Raw genomic sequence first — 18,220 nt, forward strand, 5'->3', positions numbered from 1 at the left:
TCACTCGCTGCTCATCGGGTTGAGCGTGGGCGTGTCGACGGCCGCGTCCTCGATGCCCCACTCGGTCATGATCCGGTCGTACTCGCCGTTGGCGAAGATCGCCTCGAAGGCGGCGAGCATCGGCACGGCGAGTCCGTTGCCCTTGGGCATGAACAGGGCCAGCTGGTCGACGCCGGCGCCCTGCTCGTCGGACTGGAGGAGGAACTCGTACCGGCCGGGGTCGGACGCCTGCAGGTCGATCGCGGCGGACTGCGTCGTGCCGGCGTAGTCGGCGCGGTCGGAGTTGACTGCGAGGAAGGTGGCGTTGCTGTCCTCAAGGCCGATGAACTCTGCGGGATCGAGTCCCTCGGCGGCGCACCACTCGTTGTAGCGGGCGAGCTGGCTCTCGGTCACAGACCCGGTCACGCCGGCCACGCGCGCGCCGCACAGCGCCTCCGGGTCGCTGAGCTCGTCGGCTCGTTCGGCGAGGTAGACGTACGAGGTGCGCGTGGTCATCCACACCACCGCGTCGAAGTCCTCCTCCCGCTCGGGCGTGGTGCGGACCGGGCCGTTGAACGCGTCGAAGCGGCCCGACAGCATGCCGGTGAGCATGGCGTCCAGTCCCGACGCCGTGATGATCTCGAACGGCACGCCGAGCTGCTCCGACAGCGCTGCCTGCAGATCGGGGTCGATGCCGGTGATCTCGCCGCCCTCCTCGATCGTGCGGTACGGCGGGTGGGTGTCGCCGGCGATCTTGATGACGCCGGCTTCCTTGATCGCGTCGGGCAGCTGGTCGTAGAGCGGGGCTTCACTCGCGGCATCCGTCTCGGCCGGCTCGGCCTGCGAGGCCGGCGACGAGCAGCCGGCGACGAGACCGAGGACCAGAAGCGGGGTGAGGGCGGCAAGGCCTTTGGAGGTGCGCATGGGGACTCCACATCGTTGTGCAGATCGGGCCGGTGTCAGTCGATCACCGCAAGAACATCATAAAAGTTGATGATTGAGAATTTCAACTATCAGTTTGTCATGGGTCGGCTGCAGTGCGGCGGACTCCCGCCCTGGTCGTGGTCGCCGACGTCGTCTCGGCTCCTCCACAGGTGCTGTCCGCGGAGGTGGCGGATAGGTTCTACACAGTCTGGTTTCGAACGCTGATCTGGGGGTTTGAATGTCGGAGGCCCCCGTCAGAATGGGTGTATGACCGACCTCGCCGACGCTCTGAAAGAGCTCGGCGATGCGCTCGCGAAAGTGGCGGCGGCGGCGGTCGCCGAAGGTGGCCTGCGGCTGACGGACGACGTCGACGTGATGGGCGCGCTGGCGTCGGCGGGCCGGATCCGGCGGACTGCGGAGGCGGTCATGGTCGAAGCGGTCGCGGTGATCGTCGACCGCGACGGCCGCACCGGGCATGCCGACCGCATCACGACGCGATACGGATGCCGCAACACCGGCGAGCTCGTGCAGCGGGCGACGCGGGTGTCAGGGCGGACGGCGTCCGAGATCCTCGCTGCGGTAGGCGCGGTGCAGCAGCCGGTCGCGCTGTCGACCGGTGAAGTGCTCCCCGCGCAGTACCCCGGGATGCGCGAGGCGCTCAGTGCCGGGGAAGTCGGGATCGACGGCGTGAGCGCCGTCGCCGGCGCGTTCCGCGGCTGCCAGGCCGGGCGGGCCGAGGTTCTCGCCGCCGACACCGAGCTGGCCGCTGCCGCGCGTGGCGAGGGGGCGGATGCCGCACCCCCGGCGTCGGCGGATGAGCTGCGCGCTCTCGCGCAGGTGTGGGCGGCGTACCTGGATCAGGACGGCGCCGAACCCGACGACACCAGGGCGCTCCGCCGGCGCGGTCTCACCATCGGGCGCCGCGGCGATGACGGCCTCGTCCCCCTGCGCGGTCGACTGCTGCCCGAGGTGGCGGCGCAGTTGCAGCTCGGCGTCGACAGCGTCCTCAATCCGCGCGTCGACGGGGCGCCGGCTCCGGGGCCCCGTTTCGTCGACGACGCGGAGCAAGACCAGGCCGAGCCGGTGGCAGGCGCCGCCGACCAGCGCAGCCACAGCCAGAAGCAGCACGACGCGTTGGCGGTGCTGCTCACCGCGGCCGCGGCATCCGGCCGGCTGCCGACGCTGGGTGGGGCCGCACCCACGCTCGTCGTGTCGGTGCGGGCAGAAGACCTCGCCTCCGACCGGGGTCGCGCCCACCTGCCCGGCGACGACCAGCCGATCCCGCTCGCGGCCGCCCGCCACACCGCCTGCACCGGCGCGGTGCAGCGCGTCGTCGTGGGCGAAGGCGGGCGGGTCGTGTCGATCACCACGCTGGACCGCATCTTCAACCACCACCAGCGCAAGGCGATCACCCTCAGAGACGGCGGATGCCTCATCCCCGGCTGCCAGGTGCCGCCCCAGTGGTGCGAAGTGCATCATGTGGAAGAGCATTCGCGCGGCGGCCGGACCCACACCGACAACGGCGTGCTGCTGTGCTGGTTCCACCACCGCACCATCGACACCGGCGGGTGGCACATCCGCATGATCGACGGCATCCCCCACGTGCGAGGGCCGTACTGGTGGGACCACACCAGGCGATGGCGCCCCGCAACGAAGTCCCCCACCCGCCGGCGCGATCTCATCGCGATGCGGACGTGAGCCAGCTGCCGATTCGGCCTACTACGGTGAGAGCATGCGGTCTCGTGCAGCTCTCGCGGTCGGTGTGTTGATCGCCGCTTTCTCCCTGGCGGCCTGCGCCACGGCCGCAGGCGATGGCGAGGTCGCAGCACGCGACACGATGAGTGAGCCCACCGAGACGAGTGCGTCCGCCGAGTCTTCGGAGACGACGGATGCCGCCGCACGCGCGCAAGCCCAGGCGTGGCTCGACGCGGCCACCCTGCCGCCGGGCGCCATCCGCTCCGACGCGAGCGTCGGCAGCTTCAGCTCCTATACGGGATGGCCATGCGGCCCCGTCGAGGAGCTCGAAGCGTTCTGGACGATCCCGGGTGCGACAGTCAGCGGCACGGCCAATTGGCTGAGGGAGCATCCGACCGCGGACCTCATGACCACGTCGGTGGCGCCCGTGCCCGACGATCCGGCGATCGACTCCGCGATCGTCGGCTACATCCCTGCGGCGGACTCTCAAGAAGGCATCGTCTACACGGTCGCGAAGACCCACGATGGCGTGGCGGTCAGGGCGGAGATCGCGGCTCAAACCGAATCCGCGGTCTGCCCGCCCCTGCCCGATGGTGGGATGTACGGAGCCCCGGGACAGGGCTGACGCGCCGCGATCGACGTCACGGCGCTCGGCCTACCAGACGGTGCCGCCGCCGATCGAGATGCCGCCCCACGTGAGCAGGACGAAGATCGCGGCGAACACGACAGGCGCGATGCCCTTGCCGCTGCGCGCGAGTCCCTTGAGAAGCGCGATCACGGTGAGGATCGCGGCGACGATGGAAAGCCCGCCGCCCAGGATCAGCCCGATGAACAGAGGGATGGGCATGAGCACGAGCCCGGCCAGGGCGAACCAGAAGGCGGCCCAGGCAGTCGGGTTGGATCGGCGTTCGACAGAGGACGACATGCGTCCAGTATCCCGTGTCCGCGTGGGCAGCCCGTGCTCATCGACCATGAGCGCGGCGTCTCAACCAGTTCCTATCCAAGGGTGCGCTCCTCACAGCGACTTACACTTACGGATCATGGCTCTCGCCACCATCCAGCAGCGCTACCTGTACCCCGATGGACGGCTTCAGGCAGCCATTCCCATGCATGTCGTCAGCGACGAGTCCGACGTCGTGGTGGGCTGGACGAGTACGGGCACCGAGATCTCGTATTGGGCGACGCTGGACGGAGCGGACCCTCGGACAATCCCGCTCGACGCGAGGTTCACCCGAAAGCTGACCACTGCTCGGCGCACGTGGACCGGGGGCGGGACGCTCCGCGTCGTCCCGTTGCACGAGCGCTGGCAGGTTCTTCACTTCTGGAACACCGAGACCGACGACTTTCTCGGCTGGTACGTGAACCTGGAGTCCGAGAAGACTCGCCGCGCATGTTGCATTGATGCCGTCGACTGGCACCTCGATCTACTGATCTCGCCGGAATTCGTCGTCACTTGGAAGGATGAGGACGAAGCCGCCGCCGCCGTCGGGACGCCGTACTTGCGTGCGGAGGACCTGCGTTCTGCGCGCGCCACTGGCGAGGCAATTGCTTCCGATCCGCGCGGACTGATCGCTCGAATCGGTGACTGGCGAGACTTCAAGCCCGCGCCGGAATGCGGCCCCCTTGCTTTCGTTGACTGCCGCAAGAACGAATCCCATTCGTAGCCTTCGCCGACGTCGAGCTCTTGCGACACTTCGTCCGCCGGTGCGTGAAGACTCACTCCGCGTGTGATCGGGACCGGCTCCGACCCGCAGACGGGAGGGGCAGGTCCTCGCCGCGCGAGAACCTGCCCCTCCGGTGCGAGCTTCCCGGACTAGCCGAAGCTGAGCCAGGTGCCCTCGAGCTCGGCGTAGCCCTGCGGACGCTGCGACCAGTCGCACACGCCCGTCGGGAACACCGCAGTCAGCCGCTGCCACTGCGCATCGCTCATCGCCGGGTAGTCCGAACGCACCGGCGTGGTCAGCGCGCACTTCAGGCCGTCGGCCAGAAGCGGCATGCCCGCCTCCGCACGCGGCTGCGAGTGGAACGGATACAGCTGGTTGCACGCCGTCGACGGGTCGTCGTAGTCGAGCACCTCCTCGATGAACGACATCTGGGCGTCGTAGCAGCCGTCGGCCAGGCCCGCCGGACGCGCCGCGATCGTGCGCTCCCGGTCGCCCGGACCGCCCGCCGCCTCGATCGCATCCAGCCACGCCTCGAGCTGGTCGAGCGCCACCGCACGCATCTGATTCGTGTTGGCGCCGATGTTGGCCCCGGTCCAGCTCACGTGGGTGCCGGCATCGCCGTGGGCGGCCAGCATCCGTTCCCGGATGATCGCCGAACGGTATCGCTCGTGGAAGTCGCCCGTCGGGTCGGTGTAGTTGCGGATCTCGATGACCGGCGTCCAGGCCAGCCCGCCCGTCATCATGTTGATCCGGCCCGTCGCGTACGCGCGCTCGATCGCCTCGACGCTCGCCTCGGAGCGCGCCGCGGTGCGGGTGCCGTCGACGTCCATGCCGCCGACGCTCTCGTTGAGCGCCACGAACTGCTCGACCGTGATCGCGCCCTCCTGCAGCGCGTTCCAGCCGTACTGCACGCCGACGTTGTCGGGCTCGACGCGAAGACCGCGGCCGGAGGCATCCGTCCCGTACACGTTCTTGACCATGTCGGCGATCGTGCAGCGCAGGCCGTCGGGGTTGGCCGGTGACCAGCGGTCGGCGACCGGGACGGCCGCGTTGCAGCCGCGGTTCGGGTCGTCGACGCCGTCGAAGAACGTGAAGCCGAAGCACGTGTTGGGCGTCGCGTGACCGGTGACGGCCATCTTCTGGTCGTTCGTCCAGCCGGCCCCGGCCGGCGAGTTCCAGTAGTTGAGCAGGCCGCGGCAGTCGTGGCCGCCGACGGTCGTCGACCGTTCGTCGGGGTAGCCGATCTCGCCCAGGACGCCGTCGATGATGCCCGGATAGTTGTTCGCGAGCAGCAGCTGCTGCATCGTCCCCGCCGATCCGCCCGAGCCGACCGTGTACTCGACGGGTCCGAGCTGCTCGATCACGTGCTCCTTCACCATCATCGCCGTCTCGGCGCTGGTGACGTCGTTGCAGTTCTGCGCGTAGACGTTGAAGGTCGCCGACGCCACCGCGTATCCGCGGCTCAGGAACAGGTCGTTCTCGACGCCGCCGGTGCTCGAACCCTGCCAGTACCCGACGCCGCATGCGCCGCCGAACGTGTAGGCCAACTTGCCGTTCCAGCCGGGCGTGGGCTGCGTCGGAACGGGGTCGGGCGTCCCCGGCTGGTGCAGCACCGCGGTCTCGTAGACACCGCGGTTGATCGTGCCGCGCTCGATGCGGATGACGTACGGCACCGGCTCGCCGTCGACGGTGGCGGTCGCCACGTTCGCCGGCACGGTCCCGTCGGTCGGATAGTTCGCGAACTGGCCCGTCGTGGTGCGGTACCGGTAGGTGACGGCCGGCGCGGCGACGTGGCAATCCTCGTCGACGGCGCCCAGGTTCCACGGAGCCCGGTCGGCCGTGCAGTACATCGGATGCTGCGGGCCCGAGAACACTGGACCCGTGATCGGGTGGTTCTCGACCTCCAGCACGGCCTGCACCTGGCCGTTCTTCTTCGTGACCGCGATCTCGCTCGCCCCCACGGGCAGCCCGTCGACGAGCCCGACGAGGGCGTCGCCGAGCGGCGAGAACGAGTCGGTCACGTCGACGCCCGCCGCGAGGATGCGGAAGTCGCGGCGCGCGTCGGTCACCGAGACGAGCGCATCGCCGCCGGTGACGGAGTCGGCGCGCCCCGAGAGGACGTCGATCTGCACCGGCCGCGCCGCAGTCGCGGCCACCGGCATGAGGAGCCCCGCCACGAGTGCGCCGACCGCGGCCGACACTCCGATCGCGAGGGGGCCGATTCGGGATCTGTTCATCGTGCGACCTTCCGTAGACGCCGTCGTCCGTGGCCGGCGGCATCCGCGCCGCGGCCCGGCCACGGCATCGTCGCCGCGACCTCACAGCACAGATTAGAACTACAGGTGACGCCCGTCAACGAAAGATCAACTATTGCTCACACGGCGGAACAACCCACCACGAAGGCGACTGCCGACGCGCCCGGGCTACCTCGAGAGCCGGCGGCGCGTGACGAGCTCGGCGAGTTCCGCCGAGATCTCGGCGACGAACCCTCGCATCCGCTGCTCGGCTCCCGGCCCGAGCTCGTTGTAGCGACCCGCCCACGCGCGCCGTGTCGCCACGCGCGGCCAGTCGCCGGGTACGAGTTCGACGGGTATCCCGGTGTCGAGCACACGGAACGCCTGCCACGCCAGCATCAACCGCGTGCGCTCGACGAACGCGTCCGCAGGAACGGCGCCGTCGACGGATGCCGCGACCTCCGCTGCGAACGCACGGTAGCGGTTCGCGACCCCGGCGAGATCCCACGCCGACTGCGGACCGCCCGGGATCGAGGTCTCGAGCTGCGCGCGCATCACGGTCGCATCGGCGACCTCCAGCTCACGCAGCTGCGCCATCGCCTCGGCCGCGTGGTCCCGCGGCGAGATCCACACGCCGTCGTACAGCGGTGCGAACCCCAGCCACTTCAGCCGGGACCGCACGAGGTGCCGGGTGGCGCGCTGCGACTCGGGGATCGAGAAGGCGAGCACGGTCCACAGCCCGTCCCACGGCTGCTCATCGACGCCGAAGTCGTCGAGCCAGCGCGCCTCCTCGTCGACGATCGCCACCGCGCGCTCGGTGAGCCGGTGCGTGGTGCGCCGGCCGGCGCGCTCGGCGTCGAGCAGCCCGTTGCGCGTCATCCTCGTGAGGGTGGCACGCGCGGCCGCCTCCTTGAGCCCGAGGTCGGTCAGCGCCGCCACGAGGGCGCCGGTGGGCAGCGGCTCCCGCACGTGCCACCAGTAGTCGCCGAAGATCGTGAGCACGAGCCGCACCGGCGACGCGCGACGGATGCCGAAGCCGTTGGGGGCTTCGTCGGCGAGGGTCATGCGCTACATCATGACATCCCGCTTTTCCGTTCCCGGGTCAGTGGGCCATCGACGCGAGAGCCTCCGGATCGATCGTGGCGATGGAGCGCGTGTCCTGGAAGGCGCGGACGCCCTCGATCCCCTGCTCGCGGCCGAACCCCGACTGCTTCATGCCGCCGAAGGGAGCGCGCAGGTCGAGGCGCGTGGCGCCGTGGTCGTTGACCCACACGTAGCCGCACACCAACTGCGAGCCGATGCGCGTCGCGCTCCCGGGCGACGCGGTCCACACCGACCCGCACAATCCGCCCCAGGTGTCGTTGGCCAGGCGCACGGCCTCCTCCTCGGTGTCGAACGGGATGACCGGGATGACGGGGCCGAACTGCTCCTGCGTCACCACGCGCAGCTGCGGGTCGGGGTCGACCACGATCGCCGGCCGCACGAAGTTGCCGCCCGCCAGGTCTCCCTCGGGCAACGAGCCGAACTCGCGGACGTCGGCTCCGGCATCCTTCGCCTCCTGGATGATCTCGTCGACGAACGCCTTCTGCGCCGGGGAGTGCAGCGGCCCCATCGTGGTGCCCTCGTCCAGCCCGTATCCGAGGCGCGCCTTCTCGAGCCGCGCGGCGAGTCCCGCGACGAGCTCGTCGAGCCGCGAACGGTGCACGAACACACGCTTGGCGTTCATGCAGATCTGACCGGTGGTGTCGTAGATCGCCGCGTACAGCCGGTCGAGGTGCGCGTCGTCGAGGATGGCGTCTTCGAGGAACACCGCCGCGTCGTTGCCGCCCAGCTCGAGCGTCACCCGGGTGAGCGTCTTGGACGCCATCTCCATGATCCGCTTGCCGCCGTTCACGCTCCCGGTGAAGCACACCTTCGCGACATCGGGGTTCTGGATGAGTCCCGCCATGTCCTGGTCGCGGCCCGTGACGACGTTGAGCACGCCCGGCGGCAGCTTCTCGGCGACCCGCTGCACCACCCGGGCCGTCGCCAGCGGCGCGGAGGGCGGCGGCTTGACGATCGCGGTGTTCCCGGCCAGCAGCGCATGCGGCAGCGACGCCCCGAGGATCGCGATCGGCCAGTTGAACGGCACGATCACCGTCACCACTCCCAGCGGCTGGTACGACACCTCGGTCGACACCGGGATCGCCCCCGGCACCACCGGCAGCGTCTTGCCGGTGTCGACCTCGTCGGCCAGCATCAGCGCCAGGTTCCAGCGCAGCTCGAACACCAGCGCGTCGATCCATCCCTCCAGGCGCACCTTGCCGTTCTCCTGAGACAGGATCGCGGCGTCGGTGTCGCGGTCGTCGGCGATGCCGGCGATCGCCTCGGTCATCCGCCGCGCGCGCTCCTGCGGCGACAGGGCGGACCATGCCGGGAACGCGGCCTTCGCCGCAGCCACGGCATCCGTCACATCCGCGGCGGACGCTGCGGCCGCCTCGCCCACGATCACACCCGGCTTGCCGGGATCGGGGATCGACAGCACGTCGTCGGTGAAGCGCTCCTCACCCCCGATGAACAGTCCCGTCCGGACCGAAGTCCCTGTCGCCGTCTCGCCCATCGAACGCCCACCTCTCCGTGCCAGGTCCGTGCTCGCGTGCACAGACCGCGTCGACTCCAGCGTGCTCCTTGCATGCGACTGAATCAAGATTGTCGACGAAATTCGCGAAGATCTCGTATCGAATGCTGCGCAACACCCCGCGGATCGCGAGATAGTGTCAGTGCGGGCGAGGATGCCGAGGGGATGGCCGACATGACGGATGCCGCGCTGCTGGACACGGACGACACGATGGAACGCCCTGATCTGACGCAGCAGATCCGGGACGCGATCCTCGACGCGCAGTTCGCACCGCACCAGCGCCTCATCGAGGCGGACCTCAGCGAACGCTACGGCGCGTCCCGCGCCGCCGTGCGGACGGCGCTGCTGAACCTCGCCGGGGAAGGCCTGGTCGAGCGTCTCCCGAACCGCGGCGCACGCGTGCGTGCGATCAGCGTCGATGAGGCCATCGAGATCGTCGAAGTGCGCATCGGCCTCGAGACGCTGTGCGCCCGCAAGGCCGCCGAGAACCTCACGCCGTCCGACGCCGCGCAGCTGAAGGAGCTGCGCGGCGCCATCGAGGCCGCGGTGCGCTCAGGCGACCTCGTGGGCTATTCGCGCCTGAACCAGGAGCTCGACCGCCGCATCCGCGACCTCAGCCGCCACGGCACCGCCACCCAGCTGCTCGAGCGCCTGCGCGCGCAGTCGGCGCGCCATCAGTTCCGTCTCGCGTTCCACCCCGGCCGCGCGGCCCAGTCGGCGCCGGAGCACATCGCGATCATCGACGCGATCCTCGCGCGCGACCCCGACGCCGCCGAGGCGGCGACCCGCGCCCACCTCTCGGGCATCGTCGAGGTGCTGCACGGCATGGAGTGAGCCCGAGGCTCGGCGCGTTCCGTCCCGCTCGTTCCTCGCTCGCTCGACGACCGGGGGTGCATCCCCGGTCGTCGAGCGAGTGAAGCGAGACGAAACGCGCCCCTCGCGGGATCAGATCACTCGTCCCAGCTTTCGGCCGGGGCGTAGCCCTTGCCGTTGTACTTCTGCACCTGCACCGTCGAGACGGCGGGCTGGCCGTCCTGCGTCGTGTCGACCGCCGACCCCTCCAGCATGAGCGGCGCCGTGTAGCCCGAGACATCGCGCAGCGCCGCCATGAAGTTCTCGCGCGTCGGCTCGGTCATCTCGCCGAACACCTGCTCGAGGGTCGCGCCGATCTGGTACGACCAGACGCAGTGCGGGAACGCCGGGACGTCGGGGTAGTTCGCGTACTCCGCCATCTGCTCGAGGAACGCGGCACCATCCTCGCTCTCGGCGAACGTCGGCGCGGCCGCGGACTGCGCGAACGCGACGGTGTAGACGCCCGGGAAGGCCGCCGCGCCGCCGGGCTCGAGGATCGCGCTCGGGCTCGAGGTGTTCGACGGGAGGAACCAGGACGGCAGCCACCCGAGCTCCTGCGTCTTCTGCAGCGACGAGATCACCAGCGGCGTGATCGACATCGCGTTGAAGAAGACGTCCGCGCCCGATCCGGCGAGCTCGGTGAGCTGGGCGTCCACCGAGGTGTCGGTGGCCTCGTAGGTGAGCTCCTTCACGACCTCGATGTTGTCGGCGCCCTCGATCGCGGCCTTGAAGCCCTCGACGTATCCCTCGCCGTAGTCGTCGTTCTGCGACAGGATGGCGACCTTGTGGTCTTCGGCCGACCCCGCCAGCAGCTCGCCGAACGCCCCGCCCTCGTTCTGGTAGATCGGGACGAACCCGAGCTGCCACGGACTCTCGGCCGTGTCGCTGAAGATCGGGTCTCCGGTCATGATCAGCACCTGCGGCACCTCGTCGGCGATCGCGGCCTCGCGCCACGCCCGGTTGGTGGGCGTGCCCAGGCCCGCGGTCATCGCGAACACGCTGCTCTTGAGCTGGTCGTAGTTGGCCTTGGCCTTCTGCGGGTCGTACTCGTCGTCCAGCGCGTCGATCTCGACGGTGCGGGTCTGGCCGTCGCCGAACTCGACGCCGCCCTCGGCGTTCCTCGCGCCGAAGTAGGCGGTGATGCCGGCGACCGTGCAGGTGCCGGGACCGGCGGTGGGCCCCGACAGCGGAGTCGTGATGCCCAGCGTGATCGATTCGTCGGTGATGCCGGGACTCGCCGGCGCACCACCGCCGTCGGTGGCGTCGGGCGAGCCGCCGCCGCGCGCGCAGCCGGCAGCGAGGACGGCGACGATGCCGATTCCCGCGACGACCGAGGCGACGCGCATCCTTCTGCGATTCGTGCTCATGGGTCCTGCCTCTCTGTGTGGTTTACGACTGCGTCGTAGGGGGTGGTGATTGCGCCGGACCGCCCGCCCTCGGAGCGCGGCCCGAGCCGCGGCGGCGCCGGAACAGGCGCGGCAGCGAGACGAGCCCGCCGGGGAGGATGAACAGCACGATGAGCAGGATCGCGCCCTGCAGCATCGCCGTGATGTTGGGGTCGATGATGTTCGTGATCTGCGGCACCACGACGTACCAGATGCCGCCCAGCAGCGACCCGATGATGCTTCCGGCCCCGCCGATCACCATCGAGGCCAGCAGCTCGATCGAGTGGCCGAAGTGCAGCGTCTCGGGCGAGGTGTACTGCACCACGACCATGTAGAGGAAGCCGCTGACGCCGCCGATCAGCGAGGCGATGGTGAACGCGAGCACCTTGTAGCGGTACGGCGAGACGCCCATCGCCCCGGCGACCGCCTCGTTGCCCTTGACGATCGCGAAGGCGCGGCCGTACTTGCCGCGCACGAGGTTTCGCGTCAGGAGGAACGTGATGCCGCCGATCAGGATCACGATGTACAGCTGCCACTGGTCGTCGTACAGGCCGGTCCACTCCGGCGCGTCGGAGAAGCGCGCCGAGATGCCCTGCGAGCCGCCGGTGAACTCCGACAGGCGCTTGGCCAGCGGCACGCCGACGATGGGCAGTGCGATCGTCACCATCGCGATGGCGAGACCGCCCAGACGTGCGGCGGCGAGCGCGATGAGCAGCCCCGCCACGGCGGGCACGACGACGGCGAGCACGAAGACCAGCACGATGTTGAGGTCGGACTTCACGCCCCAGGCCGTCACGTACGCGCCGAGTCCGACGAAGAAGATCTGCCCCAGCGACACCTGGCCGGTGTATCCCATCACGACGTTGAGACCGAGCACCGCGACGGCGAAGACGCCGATGCGTGCGATCGTCTGGTTGGCGAACTCGGGCAGCATGAGGGGCACGACCACCGCGAGCACGACGATCAGGGCGATGCCGGCCCACCGCACCCAGGGACGGTGGAAGAACGGCGTCGCCTCGGGCGCCGGCGTGCGGCGGGGGGTCGCTTCGGTCGTCGACATCAGACGCGCACCACCGCTTTCCGGCCGAAGAGGCCCTGGGGCCTCAGGATGAGTACCACGAAGATGAGGATGAACGGCACCGCGATCTTGAGGTCGTGCCCGATGAAGGGCACGTAGACGGCGGCGAGGTTCTCGAGGACGCCGATGAGCCACGCGGCGACGACGACGCCGATGGGGCTCGACAGTCCGCCGAGGATGACGGCGGCGAGGGCGTAGACGAGCGCGGAGTCCATCATCCCCGGGGTGAGCGTCAGCTGCGGGGCGACGAGCACGCCCGCCACCGCTCCGAGGCACGCGGCCAGGCCCCACCCGATCATGAGGTGGCGGCCGACCGGCACACCCGAGAACGCCGCCGAAGCGGGGTTGATCGCGACGGCCCGCAGTGCGAGGCCGAGCTTGGTGCCGAGGAACAGCGCCTGCAGCAGCAGCATGATCGCGACGATCACGAGGAAGGTGCCGAGCGAGCGGACGCTGACGACTGCCCCCGCGATCTGGATGGTCTCGAGTGGGAACAGCGACGGGAACAGCCGGTTGTTGTACGTCCAGATCCACGCGCACAGGCCGGTGATGAGCGTGAGCAGCCCGATCGTCACGACGACGGCGGTGTCGGGGTCGCCGCGCTCGAACCGGCGGATCAGGTACCGCTCGATGACCGCGCCGAGCACGAACGAGATCGCGATGGATGCCACGATCGCGAGGATCAGCGGGACGCCGAGGCCGTGTATGGCCCATGCGATGTAAGCGGAGAGCACGGCCATGCCGCCCTGGGCGAAGTTGATGAGCCCGGTGGCCTGGTTCACCAGGACGATGGCGAGGGCCAGGGCGGCGTAGATCGACCCCGTCGACAGTCCGTCGATCACGAGCTGGATGAACGTCCCCATCGTCAGCCTCCCAGGTACGCGCGGCGGATCTCGTCCATGCCCTTGAGCTCCGCCGCGGAGCCGGTGAGGACGCTGCGGCCGGTCTCGAGCACGGTCGCGGTGTCGACGAGGGTGAACGCGAGGTTCGCGTTCTGCTCGACGACGAGCATCGCGATGCCGGATTCGGTGCGCAGCCGTCGGATCGCCGCGTACACGGCCCTGGCCGTGCTGGGCGCGAGACCGAGGGATGCCTCGTCGAGCAGCAGCAGGCGGGGCCGCGCCATGATGGCCCGCGCGATGGCGAGCATCTGCTGCTCGCCGCCCGACAGCGCGGAGCCGTTCGAGCGGATCCGGTCCTGCAGCTGCGGGAACAGGTCGAGGCAGTAGTCGACGTCGGTCTGGATGGCCTTGCGGTCCTTGCGCTTGTACGCGCCGATGCGGAGGTTCTCGCGCACCGTCAGGTCGGACAGGGTGCCGCGTCCCTCGGGGACGTGTGCGATCCCGAGGGAGGCCACCTGGTCGGGCCGGAGGCCGCGCAGGTCCTTGCCGTCGAAGCGGAGAGTGCCGGTCGATCGCACCGTGCCCGAGATCGCGCGCAGCGTCGTCGTCTTGCCCGCGCCGTTCGCGCCGAGGATGCCGACGGCACCGCCCTCCGGCACCGCGAGCGAGACCGACTCGAGCACCTGGATTCGCCCGTACGAGGCGGTGATGTCGACGAGCTCAAGCAGCGTCATCGGCCGCCTCCTTGCCGATGTACGCCTCGATCACGCGAGGGTCGGCCTGCGCCTCGGCGGCCGAGCCCTCCATGAGCTTGCGGCCGTGGTCGAGCACGACGACGCGGTCGGTGAGCGCCGAGATGAGCCCCATGTTGTGCTCGACGATCACGACGGTGATGTCGTCGTCGCGCACGCGCCGCACGGTCGCGATGAGCTGTTCGACCTCGGAGTGCGGGAGCCCCGCTGCGGGCTCGTCCAGCAGGAGCAGCCGCGGCTTCATCAGGAGCGCCCGGCACAGCTCGATCCCCTTGTGGAGGCCGTGCGAGAGCTCTTCGGCACGCATCTTCGCCGCCCAGCCGAGCCCGTTGCGCTCGAGGAGGTCGAGCGCCTCCCGGCGGAGCGCCTTCTCGGACCGGCCCGTGCGCGGCAGGCGGAGGGACCATTCGACGGCGCCGCCCGGAAGACGGCTGTGTGCGCCGAGGAGGACGTTCTCGAGGACGGTCTCTCGCAGCTGCAGAGCCGGATGCTGGAACGTGCGTGCGAGCCCGTGCCTCGCGAGCGTCGCCGGGCGGGATCCCAGCACCTCGGCGTCGTCGATCATGACCGAGCCCGCGCTCGGGCGGTAGTGGCCGCTCACGCAGTTGAACAGGGAGGTCTTGCCCGCCCCGTTCGGACCGACGAGGCCGAAGATCTGGCCCGGCTCGACCGTGAACGAGACGGCTTCGAGGACCTTGACGCCGCCGAAGTGAAGGCTGACGTCGCGGAGAGCGAGTCGAGCGCCCATGGTCCACCTTTCGCGTCTTCGCGTTGTCTGCGGCTGCCGTCGTCACTGCTGACCTGTCGCCACCGGCGGCGGGGGGACTCGAGTCCTCCCCCTTGCTGGGAAACTACGGAGCCGCGGTGAGATTGTCAACGATTTTGGTGTGAGATTCGTCACCGTTCGAGAATCGTGATCAAGCGGATCGTCGCTGATCCCGTCGTGACTCGATGCTGGACCGCAGGACGCCGTGCCGCGGCATCCGATTCCACTCAACGGAATCTCGAAGCGATCGCTCTCGACCCCGCTCCTACGCTGACCGGAGCCCGGATCGCCCACAGTCCACAGAAGGGGTCGACGATGACCGAGACACTTGCCCAGGCCATCGACCGCGTCGGAAGCGCGGTCGAGCTGCTCCGCAACCAGAACTGGCCGGCGTTCACCTTCCCGGTGGCGCCGGAGTTCACCAACTGGCGCGATGAGCAGCGCGCATGGAACACCACGGTCGCGCTCATGGACCAGTCCCACCACATGACGCAACTGTTCCTCGACGGGGCCGACCTCCTCCCGCTGCTGAGCTCGATCTCGCCCAACACGTTCGCGACCTTCCGTCCGGGCGTGGCCAAGCAGCTGATCTCGGTCAACCAGGACGGCTACCTGATCGGCGACGGCATCCTCTTCTACAACGCCGAGGGTCCCGAAGGCGTGGTGCTCATCGGGCACCACATCCTCATCGACTGGGTGCGGTACAACGTCGAGAAGGCCCAGGCCGCCGGCCGCGATGTGCGCTACCGACTCGAGGCCAACTCGCACATGCGCCAAGGGCCGCCGACGTTCTACCGCTACGAGCTGCAGGGCCCGAAGGCCGACGTCGTCATGGAGAAGGTCTTCGGCGGCCCGGCGCCCGAGATCAAGTTCTTCCACATCGGCGACGTCAGCATCGCCGGGCGACCCGTGAAGGCGCTCCGGCACGGCATGGCCGGGCAGCCCGGCTTCGAGTTCTACGGTCCGTGGGACGACCACCAGGTGGTGCTCGACGCACTGCTGGAGGCGGGCGTCGAGCACGGCATCCGTCGCGTCGGGGCCAAGGCGTACTCGTCCTCGCCGCTGGAGTCCGGATGGGTGCCGACGCCGTTCCCCGCGGTCTTCGACGACGACTTCGCCGAGTACCGGGAATGGCTCCCGGCGGCGCGCATCGGGTCGGTCGGGGGCTCGCTGTACTCCCCCGACATCCACGACTACTACATGACCCCGTTCGACATCGGCCTCGGCCGCTCGGTGCGCTTCGACCACGACTTCCACGGTCGCGAAGCGCTCGAGAAGCATGCCGAGAACCAGCGCCGGCGCAAGGTCACGCTGATCTGGAACGCCGAGGACGTCGCCGCGGTCGTGCGGTCGCAGCTCGAGCCCGGCACGCCGGCGAAGTACCTCGACTTCCCCAAGGCCCGCTACGGGCTCTACCAGATGGACGAGATCCTCAAGGACGGCGAGCGCGTCGGGATCTCGACGGATGCCGGATACGTCGCGTACGACCAGCTCTACATGTCGCTGGCGACTCTCGACTCCGGCATCGGCGAGGGCGAAGAGGTCGAGGTCGTGTGGGGCGAGGACCCGATCTCGCGCAAGGACTCGGTCGACGCCGACCACCGCCAGGTGCGCATCCGCGCGACGGTGGCGCCGGCGCCGTACCACGACTACGCGCGGACGGTCTATCGCCAGGACTCGTGAGGCGCAGCGCGTCTCGTCGCCGGGGTTACGATGCCGTCATCGAGGAGGATGCCGTGGCACGGGGATCAGCGGGCGAGTCGGTGCTGCACCGCCACCTGCGCGTGCTCGAGAGCTTCGACGCGTGGCATCCGTTCCTCACGCTCAGCGAGATCGCCGACGCGGCCGGCCTGGCCCGATCGAGCGCGCACCGGCTGATCGGCGAGCTCGAGGCGGAAGGCCTGCTCGAGCGGCTGCCCGACCGCACGTACCGGCTCGGCGTGCGGCTGTGGGAGTTCGCCAGCCGCACGCCGGGCGCGGTCGGCCTGCGTGAGATCGCCCGCCCGTGGCTCGGATCGGTGCACGAGCGCGTGCGACAGCACACCCAGCTGGCCGTGCTGAGCGGACGCGACGTGCTGTTCATCGACCGCCTGTCGACCCGCGACGCCGTCGTCAACGCGACGCTCATCGGCGGACGCATCCCGCTCCACGCCTCCTCCAGCGGATTGGTGCTGCTCGCACACGCCGAGCCCGACCTCGTCGACGCGGTGGTCGAGCGCGGACTCCGCGTCTACACCGACCGCACGATCCGCACCGAGGGCGAGCTGCGTGCGCGACTGAGCCAGGTGCGCGAGGACGGCTACGCCCTGGCCGACGGCCACATCCACCCCGAGTCGCGCGGCATCGCCGTGCCGGTCACGGGTCCCGGCGGCACCGTGTACGCCGCCATCGGCGTCGTCCTGCCGAACGACGGCGGCTCGCCCTACCCGTACGTGGAGCTGCTGCGACGCGCCGCGGCGGGCATCGCCCGCGACCTCGCGGCCGCGTACCGTCCCGACGTCGACGAGCGCACCCACGGCATCCGCCCGCTGGTCAGCGGCTCGCGACGATCGCTCGAATACCTCGAGAGCCTCGAGACAGACCCGCACGACGGCATCACGGCGCACTCCGGCGCGGCGGCCGGGATTCGGGGCGGCCGCGCATGACGACCATCGCGATCCTCGGTCTGGGCGAAGCGGGGCGTCTCTACGCCCGCGGACTCGCGCGCGCCGGTGCGACGGTGCGCGGCCACGACCCGCACCACCGTCTCGGCGACCCCGACGTGCCGCAGTTCGCGACCCTCGCCGAGACCCTGGCCGGTGCCGACGTCGCGCTGAGCCTGGTGACGGGGCAGGCCGCGGCATCCGTCGCCGGCGACGCCCTGCCGCACATGCCCGCCGGATCCGTGTACGCCGATCTGAACACCGCCGCGCCCGACGTCAAGCAGCGCATCGCCCGGTTGGCGGCCGACCGGGGCCGCGACATGGCCGACGTCGCGGTGCTCGCCCCGGTGGTGCGAGAGGGGCACCGCACGCCCCTTCTCGCGAGCGGCGCCGGGGCGCGGGAACTCGCCGTGCGCCTCGCGCCCTACCAGGTGCCCGTGGATGTGATCGACGGCGATGCCGGCGACGCGGCCCGGCTGCGCCTGCTGCGGAGCGTGTTCATGAAGGGACTGGCCGCGCTCGTCCTCGAGGGAACTCGCGCAGCGCGCAGCGTCGGCGCCGAGGAGTGGCTGCGCGCGCAGATCGCCGCCGAGCTGGGGCCCGACGGCGCACTCCTCGTCGACCGCCTCATCGAGGGAACACGTCGTCACGCGGCGCGACGCGAGCACGAAGTGCGCGCCGCCCTCGACGCGATCGACGAGTCCGGTCAGCCCGCCGACATGACGCGCGCGACGCTCGCCTGGTTCGAGCGCATCGTCGGCGAGCAGCGCGACCCCTGACGGTTCCGACG

The 18,220-nt window shown here is 70.1% G+C and carries 17 protein-coding genes; 7 read left to right on the forward strand and 10 right to left on the reverse strand.

The window, feature by feature from the left end; all coding sequences use genetic code 11:
• Window positions 1-903 (reverse strand): transporter substrate-binding domain-containing protein, encoded by a 903-nt coding sequence (locus IM778_RS16120; RefSeq protein WP_194409822.1) that lies wholly within the window; start codon window positions 901-903, stop codon window positions 1-3.
• A gap of 267 nt (window positions 904-1,170) precedes the next feature.
• Here IM778_RS16120 and IM778_RS16125 point away from each other — a divergent pair, with 267 nt between their 5' ends.
• Complete coding sequence (locus IM778_RS16125) at window positions 1,171-2,601, forward strand: HNH endonuclease signature motif containing protein (RefSeq protein WP_194409823.1); 1,431 nt, start codon at window positions 1,171-1,173, stop codon at window positions 2,599-2,601.
• Window positions 2,602-2,740: 139 nt separating this feature from the next.
• Window positions 2,741-3,223 (forward strand): hypothetical protein, encoded by a 483-nt coding sequence (locus IM778_RS16130; protein ID WP_194409824.1) that lies wholly within the window; start codon window positions 2,741-2,743, stop codon window positions 3,221-3,223.
• Window positions 3,224-3,253: 30 nt separating this feature from the next.
• Here the strand turns inward: IM778_RS16130 and IM778_RS16135 are convergent, their stop codons facing one another.
• Window positions 3,254-3,523, reverse strand: a complete 270-nt coding sequence (locus IM778_RS16135) for a hypothetical protein (protein ID WP_194409825.1) — start codon at window positions 3,521-3,523, stop codon at window positions 3,254-3,256.
• Window positions 3,524-3,638: 115 nt separating this feature from the next.
• On the opposite strand from IM778_RS16135, the gene IM778_RS16140 reads away from it, so the two are divergent.
• Window positions 3,639-4,262 (forward strand): ribonuclease FAU-1 family protein, encoded by a 624-nt coding sequence (locus tag IM778_RS16140; protein ID WP_194409826.1) that lies wholly within the window; start codon window positions 3,639-3,641, stop codon window positions 4,260-4,262.
• A gap of 149 nt (window positions 4,263-4,411) precedes the next feature.
• Here the strand turns inward: IM778_RS16140 and IM778_RS16145 are convergent, their stop codons facing one another.
• The 3 genes from IM778_RS16145 to IM778_RS16155 form a co-directional block, all read right to left on the reverse strand.
• Entirely contained in the window at window positions 4,412-6,499 is a 2,088-nt protein-coding gene (locus IM778_RS16145) for a DUF6351 family protein (protein WP_194409827.1), read from the reverse strand.
• Window positions 6,500-6,685: 186 nt separating this feature from the next.
• Window positions 6,686-7,561 (reverse strand): PaaX family transcriptional regulator, encoded by an 876-nt coding sequence (locus IM778_RS16150; protein ID WP_194409828.1) that lies wholly within the window; start codon window positions 7,559-7,561, stop codon window positions 6,686-6,688.
• 37 nt (window positions 7,562-7,598) lie between these two features.
• A complete protein-coding gene (locus IM778_RS16155; protein ID WP_194409829.1) occupies window positions 7,599-9,095 on the reverse strand; it encodes an aldehyde dehydrogenase family protein in 1,497 nt (498 codons plus the stop codon).
• A 183-nt stretch (window positions 9,096-9,278) separates the two neighbouring features.
• On the opposite strand from IM778_RS16155, the gene IM778_RS16160 reads away from it, so the two are divergent.
• The gene (locus IM778_RS16160) at window positions 9,279-9,947 is read left to right on the forward strand and encodes a GntR family transcriptional regulator (RefSeq protein ID WP_228484611.1); all 669 of its coding nucleotides are present in this window, start codon (window positions 9,279-9,281) and stop codon (window positions 9,945-9,947) included.
• Window positions 9,948-10,063: 116 nt separating this feature from the next.
• Here IM778_RS16160 and IM778_RS16165 read toward each other — a convergent pair whose 3' ends face one another.
• Genes IM778_RS16165 through IM778_RS16185 form a run of 5 tightly spaced genes read right to left on the reverse strand, consistent with a single transcriptional unit; the run spans window position 10,064 to window position 14,770 of the window.
• Entirely contained in the window at window positions 10,064-11,332 is a 1,269-nt protein-coding gene (locus tag IM778_RS16165) for an ABC transporter substrate-binding protein (RefSeq protein WP_228484612.1), read from the reverse strand.
• Window positions 11,333-11,354: 22 nt separating this feature from the next.
• Complete coding sequence (locus tag IM778_RS16170; protein WP_194409830.1) at window positions 11,355-12,410, reverse strand: branched-chain amino acid ABC transporter permease; 1,056 nt, start codon at window positions 12,408-12,410, stop codon at window positions 11,355-11,357.
• Complete coding sequence (locus IM778_RS16175; protein WP_194409831.1) at window positions 12,410-13,291, reverse strand: branched-chain amino acid ABC transporter permease; 882 nt, start codon at window positions 13,289-13,291, stop codon at window positions 12,410-12,412. Before IM778_RS16175 ends, IM778_RS16170 begins: the two co-directional genes overlap by 1 nt.
• Before the next feature lie 2 nt (window positions 13,292-13,293).
• A complete protein-coding gene (locus IM778_RS16180) occupies window positions 13,294-14,004 on the reverse strand; it encodes an ABC transporter ATP-binding protein (protein WP_194409832.1) in 711 nt (236 codons plus the stop codon).
• Window positions 13,991-14,770, reverse strand: a complete 780-nt coding sequence (locus tag IM778_RS16185) for an ABC transporter ATP-binding protein (RefSeq protein ID WP_194409833.1) — start codon at window positions 14,768-14,770, stop codon at window positions 13,991-13,993. The genes IM778_RS16180 and IM778_RS16185 overlap by 14 nt, the downstream gene beginning before the upstream one ends.
• A 333-nt stretch (window positions 14,771-15,103) precedes the next feature.
• Between IM778_RS16185 and IM778_RS16190 the strand changes: the two genes are divergently transcribed.
• The 3 genes from IM778_RS16190 to IM778_RS16200 are packed head-to-tail and all read left to right on the forward strand — an operon-like array spanning window position 15,104 to window position 18,209.
• On the forward strand, window positions 15,104-16,471 hold the full coding sequence (locus tag IM778_RS16190; RefSeq protein ID WP_194409834.1) for an aminomethyl transferase family protein: 1,368 nt from the start codon (window positions 15,104-15,106) through the stop codon (window positions 16,469-16,471).
• A gap of 53 nt (window positions 16,472-16,524) precedes the next feature.
• Window positions 16,525-17,433, forward strand: coding sequence for an IclR family transcriptional regulator (locus tag IM778_RS16195; protein WP_194409835.1), 909 nt, complete (start codon window positions 16,525-16,527; stop codon window positions 17,431-17,433).
• Window positions 17,430-18,209, forward strand: a complete 780-nt coding sequence (locus IM778_RS16200; protein WP_194409836.1) for a DUF1932 domain-containing protein — start codon at window positions 17,430-17,432, stop codon at window positions 18,207-18,209. Before IM778_RS16195 ends, IM778_RS16200 begins: the two co-directional genes overlap by 4 nt.
• The last annotated feature ends 11 nt before the right edge of the window (window positions 18,210-18,220 follow it).

It is taken from the genome of Microbacterium cremeum (genome assembly GCF_015277855.1).
In the GTDB taxonomy this organism is placed as follows: Bacteria; Actinomycetota; Actinomycetes; order Actinomycetales; family Microbacteriaceae; genus Microbacterium; species Microbacterium cremeum.